Raw genomic sequence first — 16233 nt, 5'->3', positions numbered from 1 at the left:
TGGTGCCGACTACCGGAATCGAACTGGTGACCTACTGATTACAAGTCAGTTGCTCTACCTACTGAGCTAAGTCGGCACACTTTATTTTTTGTGCTTTTGTCCGTGTTATAACATTTCGTTAAGACACCAACAAATCAAATTGTGGTGCCCGGAGGCGGAATCGAACCACCGACACGAGGATTTTCAATCCTCTGCTCTACCGACTGAGCTATCCGGGCAACGGAGCGCTATTAAACGGATTTTCCCGCGTTGCGTCAACCACTTTTTTTAAATAATTTCAAAAAAGTGGTTGTTCGAACGCTTTTTATTCAACTGTCACTACAAAGTTTGCTTCGAGTTAAATTCCTTTTTGAAATTTGTAACTTTTTCTAGGTAGCGACGCGCTTCTGCGTTCGGGTGTTTCTTGGTTAACGCCCAATAAACTTGGTTGGGTTGCAATGAATTAAGATCTTGCATTGCGCGTTTGCGATCACTGCGATGAAATGTGTTTAAAACTCCTCCAGTACCGCCATTGTAAGCTGAAATCATGCTGTACTCGAGAGAGGTAGGGTGGCGGACTTCTCTTAAATAACGATTTTTTAAGATATAGAAATACGCAGTACCGGTATCTATGTTGTTTTCTGGATTAAACAAATATTCAGGGCTTGGTTGGCCCGAGCGCTTTTTCACGAGTTTGAACACATCTCGTCCCGCTGTTTTAGGTACAACTTGCATTAGGCCATACGCATTTGCCCAACTTACCGCGTATGGGTTGAAACTGCTCTCGGTTTTAATAATGGCGTATATCAAGTCTTCTGGAATGTCGTATTTCTTGGAAGCTCGACGCACGATATCGGCGTATTGGTAGCTGCGAGTTGAAAAGTGGTCTTCAACCATGGGAATTTCGACGTAATACGCTTTCTTGAAATCTACATTTTTGGTTTTTATTTTATTTGCGATGAGGTATTCCGCAAATCGGTTTGCCCGCCAAGACCATTGAATTGGCTTATTGTCTTGGTCGACCACTTGTTTATACAGGAATGGTTGCCCCTCTAACGTGATACCTTTAGAGGAGAATAAGTCGACGTGCGCGGGATCGTCTGGTGTTAATAAGGTGGTGACAATCGCGTCTTTTAGGTGTTTTTGGGGCTCGGTCGGTGATACGGTCTCTATCGTGATCACGCCTTTGCGAAAGTCGACCTCGGCGCGGCTAAGGTAGTTATCGATGTACTTAACGTAATTACTCTTGCCAGCGTACTTGATTTCTTTTTTACCCCAGCGCTTTTGAATATTGCCTGAAAAGCTATTGATTAAGGCATCTAGCGCCGCAGTATCTTTTTCAAATTGTCCTGGTAGCTCAGCTAAGTTATTGGCAAAACGGTTTGTTGGCTCGTAGTTGACGTCATAAATCTTTTCGACGAATTCACGGCTACAGCCTGCCATTAAAAGTGCGGCAGCAATAAAGACAATTTTTTTCATAAGTATCAGAGTTATTGAAGGTAATAGAAAAATGACACCACAAATGGTTGTGATGTCATTGTTTAACTCAAGCGACTTTATTCGCTCGGCGGTGTGTAACCTTCGATATGAACGTCTTTTCCTTCAAAGAGGAAATTTACCATTTCTGTTTCGATCAGTTTGCGGTGTTCTGGATCCATCATGTTGAGTTTCTTCTCGTTGATCAACATGGTTTGTTTGTGTTGCCACTGAGCCCACGCTTCTTTCGAGATGTTGTCGAAAATGCGTTTACCTAGTTCACCAGGGTAAAGTTGAAAGTCTAGACCTTCGCCTTCTTTCTTTAGTCGAGCACAAAATACAGTGCGGCTCATAATGACTCCTTGTATTCAATTAACGAAGTTCGTGGGGTAGCGTTTCCAGCAATAGTTTTACTGGCGCGGCTAAACCGACTTCTTCAGGTTTAGATAAGTTATACCAAAGACCTTTGTTGCCTTCCATTATCACGTCCGGTTGCTTTGATAAATCAATCAAAATTGGCGTGATATCTAGGTGGTAATGGCTAAAGGTATGACGAAAGGTAATCAGTGTTTGCTGCTGTTTGATATTGCTGGCTTGAATGCCGCGTTGATCCAGTAGCAATTCAATGTCGCTTTCTGCATCCACATGTTCGGTTTGTGGGAAGCAGAATAAGCCACCCCAAATGCCTGTTTGTGGTCTTTGCTCCAACCACACCTCATGACCATTTTCGGTGTTGTGGTGAAGCATCACGAAACGAGTTTGCTTGATTGGTTTATCTTTCTTCGGTTTTTTGCCCGGGTAGTCGAGCACATTACCTTGTTGCTTTGCCACACACAGATCAGCAACAGGGCAGAGGCTACATTTGGGTTTGCTGCGTGTGCAGACCATTGCGCCCATGTCCATCATTGCCTGGTTATACTTATCTACATCCGTTTGTGGGGTATGCGTTTCGGCAATTTCCCACAGCTGGTTTTCAACCTTTTTTTGTCCTGGCCATCCTTCGACTGCGAAACAGCGGGATAGAGTGCGCTTCACGTTACCATCAAGAATCGCGTGTGGTTGTTTATACACAGACGATAAAATGGCGGCAGCAGTAGAGCGACCAATCCCCGGTAGGGCGTTCATTTTCTCTATATCAAGAGGAAACTCACCATTGTATGTAGAGGCGACCTCTTGTGCTGCTTTGTGAAGGTTACGGGCTCGGGCGTAATACCCTAAGCCAGTCCAAAGGTGTAGGACTTCATCTTGCTCAGCATTGGCAAGATCGATCACGGTTGGAAAGCGTTCCAAGAAACGTTGGTAATACGGAATAACCGTAGTGACCTGAGTTTGCTGAAGCATAATTTCAGACAACCAGACACTGTATGCGGTCTTATTTTGTTGCCACGGAAGATCTTTTCTTCCATATGCGTCATACCATTCTAGGATGGCACTGGCGAAAGGTGTCACGACTTGCTCTGTATTCTATTATTGGTTAGGTGCAAAATTGCACCACATAATGGGCAAGAAGTACAACGGATAAACAGTAGGGATATAAAGAGGTGTGTCGTTGCTTTTGGGTTGCCATAGACCAAGAGCTCAACAAATACTTGCACCTAAGTAAATTCTTTGGATAATCCCCGCTTTGATTAATCAATGTGCAGGCAAAATCAATGAGTGAAGTAACCACTAACGAATACAACGAAGACGGAAAGCTGATCCGCAAAATCCGCAGCTTTGTACGCCGTGAAGGGCGTTTGACTAAAGGTCAAGAGAGCGCGATGAATGAATGCTGGCCTACGATGGGTATTGACTTCAAAGCTGAACTTCTCGATTGGAAAGAGGTGTTTGGCAACGATAACCCAGTAGTGCTTGAGATCGGTTTTGGTATGGGTGCTTCATTGGTTGAAATGGCAAAGAACGCGCCAGAGAAAAACTTCATCGGTATCGAAGTTCATAGCCCAGGCGTTGGTGCTTGTCTTGCCGATGCTCGCGAAGCGGGAATTACTAACCTGCGTGTAATGTGTCACGATGCGGTAGAAGTATTCGAACACATGATCCCAAATGGCAGCTTATCGACACTGCAATTGTTCTTCCCAGACCCTTGGCATAAGAAGCGTCACCACAAGCGTCGTATTGTTCAATTAGGTTTTGCGGAAATGGTGCGTGAGAAGCTTATCCCTAATGAAGGTATTTTCCACATGGCGACCGACTGGGAAAACTACGCAGAGCACATGATTGAAGTGATGAACCAAGCGCCAGGTTTCGAAAACATTGCTAAAGATGGTGATTTCGTTCCTCGTCCAGACGATCGCCCGCTAACGAAGTTTGAAGCTCGTGGTCACCGTCTTGGTCACGGTGTTTGGGATATCAAATATAAGCGTATTGCGTAACCAGAGGAGTTCATGGGATGTACCATTACGCGATATTAGCGAATCCGGGTCATAACCGAATTTACTTTGATAGCGCAATGACCATTGCCTGTTCTGAGCTAAAAGCAATTTTAGCTTCACAAGGCGTGGATGTGACAGAAATTGGTAGTAAAGACGTTGGCTTACCTGCTGCGTTGGTGTTTTCTTGTCAGGAAGCGCTAACCGATGAGCAGGCGCGAAGAATCGCAGCCTCTTCGATTTACTATGCGCTATTTGAAGTGCGCGAAGATGGTTTACTTCGACCAGTTCAAGCGCCCGTATTTAACACTTTCCCGGAAAGTATGAGCCAGATTTTGCGCTACACCGGGAAAACAAACGAACAGTTTACCCGTTTGATGGTGAATATCGGCATTAGTGCGTCCAATACGGGAAGTGAACAACTGACCTTAATGGATCCAATGTGTGGTAAAGGTACAACCTTATTTGAAGGCTTGATCCACGGTTTGAACGTGGTAGGGGTTGAGATCAACGCCAAGTGGGTGCAAGAGATCCAGACCTTTATTGTTAAGTTCATGAAGAATGGCCGCTTTAAGCACAAAGTGAGCAAAGAAAAGCGCACTGCGGGTGGCAAGAAAGTGGCGGATGGTTTCGTGGTTGAAGCTGCAGCAAATAAAGAAGATTACAACCAAGGCAATCTTCAGTTTATGAAGCTGTATTCGGCTGATACTCGTATCGCTGATCAAGTCGTGAAAAAGAACTCAGTTGATGTGATGGTGTCTGATCTGCCTTATGGCGTGCAGCACGGCAGCAAAAATGCCAAGGACAGCAAACTGAACCGTAGTCCACTAGAGCTTTTAAAAGAGGCTCTGCCTGCATGGAAAGTGGTATTGAAAAAGCAAGGTTCAGTGGTGTTGTCTTTCAATGAATTCACATTGAAATGGAAAGATGTCGCGGCATTATTTGAAGAGCAAGGTTGGAAGGTACTTTCAGAAGAGCCTTACATCGGTTATCTTCACCGTGTTGATCAATCTATCAACCGCAATATTATTGTGGCAGTAAAACCATAATCGACTTGAGTCGAACGAACCCTATGGAAAAGCCAACGACACGTTGGCTTTTTTTACCTCTGAGCTCAACGAGTTCTCTTGTAAATAGAAGGTAGAGAATGAAACCGACAGTGGAAATTTTGACAGATATTTTGGCGGAAGTACGCCCTTTAATCGGCCAAGGTAAAGTGGCTGATTACATTCCTGCTCTGGCAAAAGTACCTAGCAACAAGTTAGGTATTGCGGTATACACCAACGAAGGTGAGGTTATTAAGGCGGGTGATGCCGATGAACCTTTCTCTATCCAATCTATTTCAAAAGCATTGAGCTTGACGTTAGCGATGTGCTTGTACAAGCAAGAAGAAATTTGGTCTCGAGTGGGAAAAGAGCCTTCGGGGCAGGCATTTAATTCGCTAATCCAGCTAGAAATGGAGCAAGGTATTCCTCGTAATCCATTTATAAATGCTGGAGCGATAGTAGTGGCAGATTTGTTACAAACTCGCTTATCTGCACCTCGTCAGCGCCTGTTGGAATTTGTGCGTCAGCTTTCTGGTGATACCCATATTGTGTATGACAAAGTCGTTGCGGCATCCGAAATGATGCATGGTGATCGTAATGCGGCGATTGCATATCTCATGCGCTCGTTTGGCAACTTCGAAAATGAGGTGATTCCAGTACTACAAAACTACTTCCACGCTTGTGCGCTGAAGATGAGTTGCGTCGATTTGGCTAAAACGTTTAGCTATTTAGCAAACAAGGGCACATCGGTACAAACGGGTAAGCCTGTAGTTTCTCCTGTGCAAACCAAACAACTTAATGCACTGTTAGCAACGTGTGGCTTGTATGATGGCGCGGGCGAGTTTGCTTATCGCGTTGGTATGCCTGGTAAGTCTGGTGTTGGTGGTGGCATTATCGCGGTAGTACCTGGTGAAATGACTATTTCAGTATGGTCTCCAGAGCTTGATCCTTCAGGTAACTCGCTTGCGGGTACTAAGGCGCTTGAGCTGCTCTCAGAGCGAATTGGCCGTTCAATTTTCTAATGTTGGAAATGTGTCAACCTTATTTAGGACGGCACAGTTTCTAAATAAAAAGCCTCTCAATTGAGAGGCTTTTTTTGTTTTGGGGTTGCGTTACTCTTCGCTTTCTTCGGCCATAAAGGCTTCGAGCAAATCATTAAGGAAGAGCTTCCCTTTTTCAGTAATTTGCCAATGGGTAGGCGTTTCACTCAGGTAGCCCATTTCTATCGCCCAGTCGATGGTTTCTTGAATCGTACTAAGCGGTAAGCCCGTGGTGTCCACATAATCTTGCTTCGGACAGGCTTCGATTAAGCGGAATCGGTTCATAAAAAACTCGAATGGACGATCTTCATCCGCGACGACATGTTCTGTATGCAGATAAGGTTTGACCATATTTTGATAAGCCGCTAAATAGCCTCGCGGGTGTTTTACCTTTGTCGTTCGAATAATACGTCCGTCGGTAAAACTGAGTTTGCCATGAGAGCCACAACCGATACCAAGGTAATCACCAAAGCGCCAGTAGTTGAGGTTGTGCTGACACTGATAGCCCGGCTTGCTGTAACCGGAGATTTCATATTGCACATAACCCGCGGCTGCAAGTTTTTGGTGTCCGAGCTCGAAAATATCCCACAAGTCATCATCGTCAGGTAGCGTTGGTGGCTTGTAGTAGAACATGGTGTTTGGTTCGATGGTCAGCTGATACCAAGACAAGTGCGGCGGTGCCAACTCAATCGCTTTGTCCAAATCTGCCAAGGCTTGTTCGATGCTTTGATCAGGTAAGCCGTGCATGAGATCGAGGTTAAAGCTGTTCAAACCGATTTGGTGCGCCAGCTGAGCAGCGTTGACGGCTTCGTCTTGGCCGTGAATACGCCCCAAACGCTCAAGCTTTTGTTGCTCAAAGCTTTGCACGCCGATAGAGATACGCGTTACCCCGGCTTTACGGTAGCCAACAAAACGCTCTGCTTCGATGGTGCCTGGGTTCGCTTCCATGGTTATTTCGATTTCAGGCTTGAACGGAATACGCGCTTCAATGCCCTTAAGTAGACGCTCGATGCCTTCTGCCGAAATCAAACTCGGCGTACCACCACCAATGAAGATTGAATGCAGTGGACGTGGCGCTTCGTTAAGTCGGTATTTCTCAATGTCGGTATCCAAATCTTCTAAAAGGGCACTGATGTACTCTTCTTCTGGAATCTCGGTTTTGAGCGCGTGAGAGTTAAAGTCGCAATACGGGCACTTTTGCACACACCAAGGGATGTGTACATACAAGCTGAGTGCTGGGGGCGTTAACATGGTCTAATTCGCTCGTGATTACTGAGACACTTGCTCAGACAGTTGAGCAAACAACGACTTGAGCGCTTTACCGCGGTGAGACAGTTGTTTCTTACGTGCAGGTTCAAGTTCGGCTGACGCACAGTTGTCTTCAGGAACAAAGAAGATTGGGTCGTAGCCAAAGCCATTTTCACCGTGTGCTTCAGTTAGAATTCGGCCTTCCCATTTACCGTGACAGACGATAGGCGTTGGGTCGTTCTCGTGACGCATGAGGACTAATACGCAGTGGAAACGTGCTGTACGCTCTGCTTCTGGTACGCCTTCCATTGCCGCTAGCAATTTTTCTAGATTCTCTTGATCAGATGCGCTCTCGCCTGCGTAACGTGCAGAGTAAATGCCCGGAGCGCCTTTTAAGAAATCGACTTCTAATCCAGAGTCGTCTGCAATGGCAGGAAGCCCTGTTTCTTGTGCGGCATGGCGAGCTTTAATGATTGCGTTTTCAATGAAAGTTGTACCCGTTTCAGCTACTTCCGATACATTGAATTCACTTTGCGCTAATACTTCAAAGCCGAAGTCAGACAACAAATCTGCCATTTCACGAACTTTGCCTTGGTTACCAGTTGCTAGCACAATTTTTTTCATGGGAATCTCTTTTAATAGTGATAGAGGAGAACAAATCGTTCTCCTCTAGATATTCTTTAACTAATAAGTGGTTTTTAGCCTGCTTAGATCCAAAAGCTTTTGGAACATCACAACCCAATTACTCTTCAACATAAAACTTCTGGGTGAATTTAAGCTTACCTGAGCCTTTGTTTCCAGCTTTTACGTCAATATCGAAAGTAAAAGTTTCTTCGTGGGTAATTGGCAGTTCGGCTAAATAGTATATCGCATTGCCTTCTTTGACTTCACGAAAGGTCAAGGTCTGAGTTTGGCCGATAAGGTTCTTCGCGCGTCCAGCAATTTTTGCTTCTAATGCTGGCTTACCCAATGAAGCTCTATCTAACACGCTAATATTAACCACAGCGAGGTATCCATTACGTTTGATATCGTAGCTACGTGCGACTTTGGGTGTTAGGAATGTTGAGTTAAACGCTACATAGTGTACTTCGATATCTTTCATATTTTTAAACTGATCGGCGAAGCTTGGTAACGACAACAGGCTAATCAGTAATGCGGTAATCCATTTGCTCATTGTTACTTCCTCAAAGCACTTGTTATAAAACAACCATAGCTGCAATTTTACCTTGGTCAGGGGGTAAAAAATGCGTACTCAGTCGTTGGTATTAGTAAGTGTGGTACAAAATCGTAAATAAAAAGCCATCATATGATGGCTTTAATTTCTGTCGGTATCTGGGTAGGCGATTCTATCCGAATTTGTTTGTGCCGTCCTAATTCACCTTTTTCTATGTGAACCAAGCCCTTAGCGATTTTAAACTGCTTGGCTAAGAACTTAGTTAGGTGTGCATTAGCTTTGCCATCGACAGGTGGAGCAGTAATGGCGATTTTTAGCTCTTCACCATGCAAGCCAACGATTTTATCGCGGCTAGCTTTAGGTTGAATATAGAGCTTCAGGATGATGTCCTCACCATCTTGCCAAACTGCAGCTGACATTATAGCTGGAACCAAATTGGACCAATGATATCGCCCATTAAGAAGTTCGCGAACTGCAAGCCGATAAATAACACCAGTACGCTTAAATCAAGACCACCAATAGCCGGAAGAATACGACGGATTGGAGCGCACATTGGCTCGGTCAGTTGATGGAATACGTACTCGATAGGGCTGCGGCCTTGGCTTACCCAGCTCAAAATTGCACGGATCAATAGTACCCAGAACAATAGGCCACCTGCGGCTTTGATTAATGATAATAAGCCCAAGAATAAGAAGTCAGCGCTGAAAGAGACGGAACCGTTCGAAGCTATTAGGATAAGCACGACAAATTTAAGCACACACAACACGTAGGCAAACAACACGGTTGCTAGGTCAATATTCCCCACGGAAGGGATAACGCGGCGCAATGGACCAATGACCGGCTGAGTCGCTTTTACTATGAATTGCGAGAATGGGTTGTAGAAGTCTGCGCGCGCAGCTTGCAACCAAATTCGCAAAATTACGACCATGATGTACAGGTCAAATAGGGTTGAGATGAGAAAACTCATTGAATTCATAAGGTACCCTTAACAAGTGATGGATGATACTAAACGGAGTTCATCCAAATAATTAAAACAGTTTTTCCATTTCTTCCGCGCGAGCCACAGCAGCTTGCATGGCTTTAGCGACAATATCTGAAAGTTGATGTTCGTTGAATGTACGCAGTGCTTCTGCCGTTGTCCCACCTTTCGATGTTACGTTCTCACGCAGGGTTGATAGCTCAGTTTCTGGGTTGCTAACCACCATACTGGCCGCGCCCAGTGCCGCTTGCTGAACCAATAGTCGAGCGGTCTCTTTATCAAAGCCTTGCTCAATCGCTTCTGCTTGCATCGCTTCCATAAACAGGAAGAAGTATGCTGGAGCACTGCCCGCTGCGGCAATCACATTATTGATGCCAGACTCTTGCTCAACCCAGCATACTTTACCGACCGATTCCATTAACTCTGCGGCAAAAGCTTTGTCGTGCTCGGTTACATGAGTTGGTGCGAATAAACCACTCATACCCAACCCAAGTTGTGATGGCGTATTTGGCATAACACGAACCAAGTTCAATTTGGTGGCTAGCATATCATCCAATCGTGAACAGTTGATGCCTGCGGCAATAGAAATCACCAGTTTATTAGTGAAATCGATCGATTGCAGTGGTTTACAGACATCAGCCATCATTTGCGGTTTTACAGACAATACCACCACATCCGCCTCGGTCGCAGCTTGGATGTTATCGCTGGTGGTACGGATGCCAAAATCTTGTTCTAGCAGAAGGCGGCGAGCCTCTGAAGGAGCTGTCGCGGTAATGTTTTGCGCTGGGTATCCGTTAGCAACCAAGCCTGAAACAATGGCTCTCACCATGTTGCCAGCACCAATGAAGGCGATTTTTTTATGTTCCATTTGTCTGATTTCCATCATGATATTTAGAATTTGTTGTGCGCCCAGGTGTATAATGGCGCCGCTGTTACTTACTGCTCCTATTGGCGAGTAAGATGATTGCGCATTTACGCTCTAACGATTGACGACATAACTTATGTCGCGAGTGAGCGTTTTGTTGATTTAGCTGTAGTCTCGTGCGCCGAAAATAGCGGTTCCAATACGAACCATTGTACTACCAGCTTCGATTGCAGCGGTCATATCACCACTCATTCCCATTGATAATGTATCGATTTCTGGGAACTGTGCTTCGAGTGTTTGCTTCAACGTAGCCAACTTCTGAAATTCACGGAGTTGTGATTCGTAGTCAGACACGTTGGCAGGAATCGACATCAACCCTCTTAAAGTGAGGTTGGGTAGGCGAGAAATCAACTCCGCCAGCTCGAATACTTCCGCTTCAGTGACGCCAGATTTAGATGCCTCACCACTGGTGTTAACCTGAATCAGAACTTGTAGCGGTTTAAGTTCGCTTGGCCGCTGATCATTCAGGCGTTGAGCTATCTTGGTTCGATCGATGGTGTGAACCCAATCGAAATGTTCAGCAACAAGTCGCGATTTATTGGATTGAATCGGGCCAATGAAGTGCCATTCGATTCGATTATCTGGATAATGCTCGGCAAAGTGCTGAACTTTACTGACGCCCTCTTGAACGTAGTTTTCACCAAAGGCGGTTTGTCCCGCTTGGTAGGCTTCGAGAATTGCCTCGACAGGTTTAGTTTTGCTTACCGCTAGAAGTTGCACTGACTCTGGAGTTCGACCACATTTTTGCTCGTCATATCGAATTTGAGAGGTGATATGTTCAATATTTTGTTGAATACTACTCATAGCTGTACTTTAGACTTAAGGATTTTAAATGGATATCACTGAGTTACTGGATTTTAGTGTAAAACATAATGCCTCGGATCTACATCTTTCTGCAGGTGTCCCACCAATGGTTCGTATTGATGGGGATGTGAGAAAACTAGGCATTCCAGCGTTTACACACCAAGAAGTGCATCGTTTGGTTTTCGAAATCATGAACGATGCCCAACGCAGTGAGTTCGAAGAAAAACTCGAAGTCGATTTCTCTTTTGAGTTGCATAACGTTGGCCGTTTCCGTGTCAACGCTTTCAACCAATCTCGCGGTTGTGCGGCAGTATTTCGTACCATTCCAAGTAGCATTCCAACTCTGGAAGAGCTAGAAGCGCCAGAGATCTTCAAAAAAATTGCGAACGCTGAAAAAGGCTTAGTTCTAGTCACTGGCCCAACAGGTTCAGGTAAATCGACGACCTTAGCAGCCATTGTTGACTACATTAACCGTAATCACAACAAGCATGTACTCACAATTGAAGATCCGATTGAATTTGTTCACAACAACAATAAATGTTTGATCAACCAGCGTGAAGTTCACCGTGACACCCATAGTTTCCAAAATGCTTTGCGTAGTGCATTGCGCGAAGACCCAGACGTTATTCTGGTTGGTGAGATGCGTGACAAAGAAACCATCAGTCTAGCGCTGACAGCGGCTGAAACCGGTCACCTTGTTTTCGGGACGTTGCACACCAGCTCGGCGGCAAAAACCATTGACCGTATTATCGATGTGTTTCCTGGTAGTGATAAAGATATGGTTCGCTCGATGCTATCTGAGTCCCTTCGTTCGGTTATCGCGCAAAAGCTTCTGAAGCGTAATGGTGGTGGCCGTATTGCATGCCATGAAATTATGATGGCAACGCCTGCGATTCGCAACTTGATCCGCGAAGACAAAGTCGCGCAGATGTATTCGATCATTCAAACAGGTGCGGCTCACGGCATGCAAACCATGGAGCAAAATGCTCGTCAGTTAATGGCGCAAGGCATGGTTGCTCGTGAAGAGGTCGATAGTAAGATCGGATTAGAAGTGCAGCAATTCTCGTAACGTTCATACAGATAATGGTGAATACGGAAGATGGATCTAGATAAATTTCTCGAAGGCATGCTGGCGCTGAAAGCGTCGGATCTTTACATCACGGTTGGAGCGCCAATTCTATTTCGTGTGGATGGCGAATTGCGTCCGCAAGGGGAAAAACTTACCGAGAGCGATGTGGCTGCATTACTCGACAGCGCTATGGAACCAGATCGGCGTCAGGAATTTCGTAAAAGTCGCGAGTCGAATTTTGCCATTGTGAGAGATTGTGGTCGCTTCCGTGTGAGTGCCTTTTTTCAACGCGAGTTACCAGGCGCAGTGATTCGTCGTATTGAAACCAATATTCCTACTTTTGAGCAGTTAAAGTTACCGTTAGTGTTGCAAGATTTGGCGATAGCTAAGCGTGGTTTGGTGCTGGTGGTCGGTGCTACTGGATCGGGTAAATCGACCACCATGGCGGCGATGACAGGCTATCGAAACAGCAATAAAACCGGGCACATTTTGACGGTCGAAGATCCGATCGAATTCGTGCATGAACACAAGCGCTGTATCGTGACTCAACGCGAAGTTGGGTTAGATACGGAAAGCTATGAAGTTGCGCTTAAAAACTCGCTGCGCCAAGCACCAGATATGATTTTGATTGGTGAGATCCGTAGCCGTGAAACAATGGAATACGCGATGACCTTCGCCGAAACGGGTCACCTGTGTATGGCAACGTTGCACGCCAACAATGCAAACCAAGCTTTAGAGCGCATTCTTCACTTGGTACCGAAAGATCAAAAAGAACAATTCTTGTTCGATTTGTCGATGAACCTAAAAGGCGTGGTTGGTCAGCAGCTGATCCGAGATAAAAATGGGCAGGGACGTCATGGTGTATTTGAGATCTTGCTAAATAGCCCACGTGTGTCGGATTTGATTCGTCGCGGAGATTTACATGAGTTGAAGTCAACCATGGCTCGCTCAAATGAGTTTGGTATGCTGACGTTCGATCAATCTCTTTATAAGTTAGTGATGCAAGGTAAGATCAGCGAAGAGGATGCACTACATAGTGCCGACTCGGCGAATGATCTGCGCTTGATGTTGAAAACGCAGCGTGGTGAAGCATTCTCTACGGGCAGTTTGGCGAACGTTAAGATCGATATGGATTAATCCAATCCAGAAACAAAAAAGGTTGGCAGGAGCCAACCTTTTTTCATTGTGCTTGAAGTGTTTACTCACCCCAAAGGGCTTCAAACCAGCTTTCTAGAATCACCACTGCTGACTGGCAGTCAACATTACCTTTCGATAGGGCTTTGTAGCCGCCCATGCTGAACAACTCCGCACGAGCTTCTGCTGTAGATAAACGCTCATCATGCAGTTCAACTGGCAATCCGTATCGGCCTTGCAGACGCTTAGCAAATTTTCGTGCACGAGGGGTTATGGTCTCAAGGTCTTTACCATGCAGATCGGTCGGTAAACCGACCACTAGCAAATCTGGTTGCCACTCTTTGATTTGCTTTTCGATATCGTCCCAGTTTGGAATACCGTCATTGGCTTTAAAGGCTTTTAATGGGGAAGCTGTACCAGTAATTTCTTGGCCAATAGCGCTACCAATGCTTTTGGTTCCAAAGTCAAAAGCCATAATTGTGCGTGACATAAGGTGTCTCTATCTAATGTAACTGTATATTTGGACTAAGCATGTCCAGAGTCTGCTGAAAGGTGACTTGGGTCGATGCCCAGCTTTTCGACCGCTTTCTTCCAACGCTCGTTGATTGGTGTATTAAAGATAATTTCAGGCGTCGCTTCAATGGTGAGCCAAGAGTTTTCGACCAGCTCACTTTCTAATTGGCCTGCACTCCAACCGGAGTAGCCAAGTGCCACTAAGTAATCACTTGGTTCTGCTTCTGTTCCTAACACCGACAGAATATCACGCGAAGTGGTTACCGCGAGGTCATCGGTCATTTGGACGCTGGACTCGTAGTAATCTTTGGGTTTATGCAAAATAAAGCCACGATCTTCCGAGATTGGGCCGCCATTGTAAACTGGTCTATCTAGACTGGCTTCAAATAGGCGCGGGTGTACTGGCTGAACTTCCACCTGCTTGAGCATGTTGCCGACGGTGATATCAACAGGAGCATTGATCATCAGCCCCATAGCGCCGTCTTCGTTGTGCTCACAAACGTAGATCACGCTGTTTTGAAAGTACGGATCTTTCATCCCAGGCATGGCAACCAAAAAGTGATTTGTGAGATTCATACTCATACTGACCCTTAACTCTCGTAAATGCCCTTAAGCAAACATCATACAGTTTATCATCTAGGTATGTGCATGAGTTTGCTTAAGTTAATGTACTACGCTCTCTATTAACTGTAATACAGTTTGAGTTATTCGCCTTTTACTCGACGCTCAATCGCATCCATCAGCTTGCCTGTGATTGAGATATCAAAAGCTGCTTCAATTTCGCGAATACAGGTTGGGCTGGTGACGTTGATTTCTGTTAGCTTGTCGCCAATTACGTCAAGGCCAACAAAGATAAGGCCTTTTTCTTTCAGTGTCGGGGCAACGGTTTGCGCAATTTTGAGGTCGGTTTCGCTTAGCGGACGAGCTTCACCAGTACCACCAGCGGCTAGGTTGCCGCGCGTTTCGCCTTTAGCAGGAATGCGTGCTAGACAGTAAGGCATAGGTTCGCCATCTACCACTAGGATACGTTTGTCACCGTTGCTGATGTCTGGCACGAAGGTTTGTGCCATTGCGTAGTTTTGACCGTGGTTAGTCAATGTCTCGATGATTACAGAGACGTTTGGATCGTTTTCTTTTACACGGAAGATGGACGCGCCACCCATACCATCAAGCGGTTTCAGGATGACATCACCATGTTTTTCACGAAATTCTTTAATTTTCTCTGCTTTTCGCGTCACGATCGTTGTAGGTGTCAGCTCTGGGAACCATGCTGTAAACAGCTTTTCGTTACAATCACGTAAGCTTTGAGGCTTGTTAACGATCAGTGCACCTTGTTCTTCTGCACGCTCAAGGATGTAAGTCGCGTAGATGTATTCAGTATCAAACGGAGGATCTTTACGCATTAGCACCGCGTCTAGCTCAGACAGTTCGATAGTTTGCTCTGATTTGAACTCGTACCAACCGTTTGGATCTTCTTTTAGTTCTACCACTTTAGTATCTGCAATGGCAACGCCTTGATCGAGATGCAGATCATTCATTTCCATGTAGTGGATTTCATAGCCGCGTCGTTGCGCTTCAAGCATCATGGCAAAGCTAGAGTCTTTTTTGATGTTAATGGACGAGATTGGGTCCATTACGATACCGAGTTTGATCATTATTTTTCTCCGTTTAACCAAGATCGCCGAAACGAACTTGTAAGGCTGTAATTGCTGTCAGAGCCGCTGTTTCGGTACGCAGAACGCGAGGGCCGAGTAGCGTTTCTTCAAATTGGTATTCTCGAGTCATCTCGATTTCTTCAGACGATAAACCGCCTTCAGGACCGATCAGTAGGCGCACTTTTTCAACCGGGGTTGGCAAAGTGTTGATTGAGTATTTAGCACGAGGGTGAAGGTTAAGCTTTAAACCATCGTACTCTTCTTTACACCACTCTTCCAAGCTCATAATTGGACGAATTTCGGGCACGACATTACGCCCACATTGCTCACAGGCACTGATGGCGATTTTCTGCCATTGCGCGAGTTTTTTCTCAAAACGCTTTTGGTCAAGCTTGACGCCACAACGTTCAGAAATCAGAGGAGTGATGGTATTGACGCCAAGTTCAACAGACTTTTGGATGGTGAACTCCATCTTATCGCCACGTGAAATGACTTGACCAAGGTGCAGATCTAGAGGGGATTCAATATTGTTTTCTAAGCGCTCGGTGATGTTAACCAAAACTGATTTCTTGCTGACGTCACTGATAACCGCTGGGAACTCTGCGCCACTGCCGTCAAAAAGGAGAACGTCTTGGCCTTCTTTCATGCGCAAAACACGACCGATATGGCCTGCTGCGTCGTCACTTAAAGCAAGTGAGCCAAGTTGATGAATGGTTTCTGGATGATAAATTCGAGGGGTACGCATGAGATTTCCAGCAAGAGAATAAACTTAAACCCTAACATGGATGCTTTGCACCGAAAAAACAAGGGGCAAGAAGCGTT

19 protein-coding genes and 2 tRNA genes are annotated in these 16233 nt (G+C 45.5%); 5 read left to right on the top strand and 16 right to left on the bottom strand.

Translation table 11 applies throughout. The features are described 5' to 3' along the window. The 5 genes from R7P35_RS09250 to mutY all read right to left on the bottom strand — a co-directional run bounded on the left by R7P35_RS09250 (position 1) and on the right by mutY (position 2904). Positions 1 to 76: transfer RNA gene (locus R7P35_RS09250), tRNA-Thr, on the bottom strand. A 66-nt stretch (positions 77 to 142) separates the two neighbouring features. After that, positions 143 to 218 (bottom strand) — tRNA-Phe (locus R7P35_RS09245). Positions 219 to 318: 100 nt separating this feature from the next. Continuing rightward, positions 319 to 1458, bottom strand: a complete 1140-nt coding sequence (mltC, locus tag R7P35_RS09240) for a membrane-bound lytic murein transglycosylase MltC (protein WP_005381001.1) — start codon at positions 1456 to 1458, stop codon at positions 319 to 321. Positions 1459 to 1535: 77 nt separating this feature from the next. Next, positions 1536 to 1808 carry an oxidative damage protection protein gene (locus R7P35_RS09235; RefSeq protein ID WP_005381002.1) on the bottom strand — a complete coding sequence of 91 codons (273 nt, stop codon included), beginning with the start codon at positions 1806 to 1808 and terminating at the stop codon, positions 1536 to 1538. A 19-nt stretch (positions 1809 to 1827) separates the two neighbouring features. Next, positions 1828 to 2904, bottom strand: coding sequence for an A/G-specific adenine glycosylase (gene mutY, locus R7P35_RS09230; RefSeq protein ID WP_042521302.1), 1077 nt, complete (start codon positions 2902 to 2904; stop codon positions 1828 to 1830). 203 nt (positions 2905 to 3107) lie between these two features. On the opposite strand from mutY, the gene trmB reads away from it, so the two are divergent. The 3 genes from trmB (at position 3108) to glsB (ending at position 5892) form a co-directional block, all read left to right on the top strand. Next, the gene (trmB, locus tag R7P35_RS09225; RefSeq protein WP_005384506.1) at positions 3108 to 3827 is read left to right on the top strand and encodes a tRNA (guanosine(46)-N7)-methyltransferase TrmB; all 720 of its coding nucleotides are present in this window, start codon (positions 3108 to 3110) and stop codon (positions 3825 to 3827) included. 17 nt (positions 3828 to 3844) lie between these two features. After that, positions 3845 to 4873 carry a TRM11 family SAM-dependent methyltransferase gene (locus R7P35_RS09220; protein WP_005384509.1) on the top strand — a complete coding sequence of 343 codons (1029 nt, stop codon included), beginning with the start codon at positions 3845 to 3847 and terminating at the stop codon, positions 4871 to 4873. 98 nt (positions 4874 to 4971) lie between these two features. Then, positions 4972 to 5892: a glutaminase B gene (glsB, locus tag R7P35_RS09215; RefSeq protein WP_005381007.1), complete on the top strand. Its 921-nt coding sequence runs from the start codon at positions 4972 to 4974 to the stop codon at positions 5890 to 5892. Positions 5893 to 5982: 90 nt separating this feature from the next. Here glsB and hemW read toward each other — a convergent pair whose 3' ends face one another. The 7 genes from hemW to R7P35_RS09180 all read right to left on the bottom strand — a co-directional run bounded on the left by hemW (position 5983) and on the right by R7P35_RS09180 (position 11040). Further along, positions 5983 to 7161 (bottom strand): radical SAM family heme chaperone HemW, encoded by a 1179-nt coding sequence (hemW, locus tag R7P35_RS09210; protein WP_064368779.1) that lies wholly within the window; start codon positions 7159 to 7161, stop codon positions 5983 to 5985. A gap of 18 nt (positions 7162 to 7179) precedes the next feature. Next, a complete protein-coding gene (locus R7P35_RS09205) occupies positions 7180 to 7782 on the bottom strand; it encodes an XTP/dITP diphosphatase (protein WP_005381009.1) in 603 nt (200 codons plus the stop codon). Positions 7783 to 7900: 118 nt separating this feature from the next. Further along, a complete protein-coding gene (locus tag R7P35_RS09200; RefSeq protein ID WP_005381010.1) occupies positions 7901 to 8332 on the bottom strand; it encodes a DUF4426 domain-containing protein in 432 nt (143 codons plus the stop codon). A gap of 128 nt (positions 8333 to 8460) precedes the next feature. Continuing rightward, positions 8461 to 8751, bottom strand: coding sequence for a DUF167 family protein YggU (gene yggU / locus R7P35_RS09195; protein ID WP_005381011.1), 291 nt, complete (start codon positions 8749 to 8751; stop codon positions 8461 to 8463). After that, a complete protein-coding gene (locus R7P35_RS09190) occupies positions 8751 to 9308 on the bottom strand; it encodes a YggT family protein (RefSeq protein WP_005381012.1) in 558 nt (185 codons plus the stop codon). Before R7P35_RS09190 ends, yggU begins: the two co-directional genes overlap by 1 nt. A 52-nt stretch (positions 9309 to 9360) precedes the next feature. Next, complete coding sequence (gene proC, locus R7P35_RS09185) at positions 9361 to 10179, bottom strand: pyrroline-5-carboxylate reductase (RefSeq protein WP_042521294.1); 819 nt, start codon at positions 10177 to 10179, stop codon at positions 9361 to 9363. 159 nt (positions 10180 to 10338) lie between these two features. After that, positions 10339 to 11040, bottom strand: coding sequence for a YggS family pyridoxal phosphate-dependent enzyme (locus tag R7P35_RS09180; RefSeq protein WP_005384521.1), 702 nt, complete (start codon positions 11038 to 11040; stop codon positions 10339 to 10341). A gap of 28 nt (positions 11041 to 11068) precedes the next feature. On the opposite strand from R7P35_RS09180, the gene R7P35_RS09175 reads away from it, so the two are divergent. Beyond that, complete coding sequence (locus R7P35_RS09175) at positions 11069 to 12109, top strand: type IV pilus twitching motility protein PilT (protein WP_005381015.1); 1041 nt, start codon at positions 11069 to 11071, stop codon at positions 12107 to 12109. A 30-nt stretch (positions 12110 to 12139) separates the two neighbouring features. Continuing rightward, entirely contained in the window at positions 12140 to 13246 is a 1107-nt protein-coding gene (locus R7P35_RS09170; RefSeq protein WP_005381016.1) for a PilT/PilU family type 4a pilus ATPase, read from the top strand. Between the two features lie 61 nt (positions 13247 to 13307). Here R7P35_RS09170 and ruvX read toward each other — a convergent pair whose 3' ends face one another. The 4 genes from ruvX to rsmE all read right to left on the bottom strand — a co-directional run bounded on the left by ruvX (position 13308) and on the right by rsmE (position 16156). After that, positions 13308 to 13733 carry a Holliday junction resolvase RuvX gene (ruvX, locus tag R7P35_RS09165; protein WP_005381017.1) on the bottom strand — a complete coding sequence of 142 codons (426 nt, stop codon included), beginning with the start codon at positions 13731 to 13733 and terminating at the stop codon, positions 13308 to 13310. 35 nt (positions 13734 to 13768) lie between these two features. Next, positions 13769 to 14332: a YqgE/AlgH family protein gene (locus tag R7P35_RS09160; RefSeq protein WP_005381020.1), complete on the bottom strand. Its 564-nt coding sequence runs from the start codon at positions 14330 to 14332 to the stop codon at positions 13769 to 13771. Positions 14333 to 14460: 128 nt separating this feature from the next. Next, entirely contained in the window at positions 14461 to 15411 is a 951-nt protein-coding gene (gshB, locus tag R7P35_RS09155; protein WP_005381021.1) for a glutathione synthase, read from the bottom strand. 13 nt (positions 15412 to 15424) lie between these two features. Then, entirely contained in the window at positions 15425 to 16156 is a 732-nt protein-coding gene (rsmE, locus tag R7P35_RS09150; protein WP_005381022.1) for a 16S rRNA (uracil(1498)-N(3))-methyltransferase, read from the bottom strand. Positions 16157 to 16233 lie beyond the last annotated feature (77 nt).

The sequence above is a fragment of the Vibrio sp. Vb0304 genome (genome assembly GCF_033338995.1).
Taxonomy (GTDB): Bacteria; Pseudomonadota; Gammaproteobacteria; order Enterobacterales; family Vibrionaceae; genus Vibrio; species Vibrio alginolyticus.
Note: the sequence above shows the minus strand (reverse complement) of the source record. Positions and strands in the feature narration are given on the sequence as shown.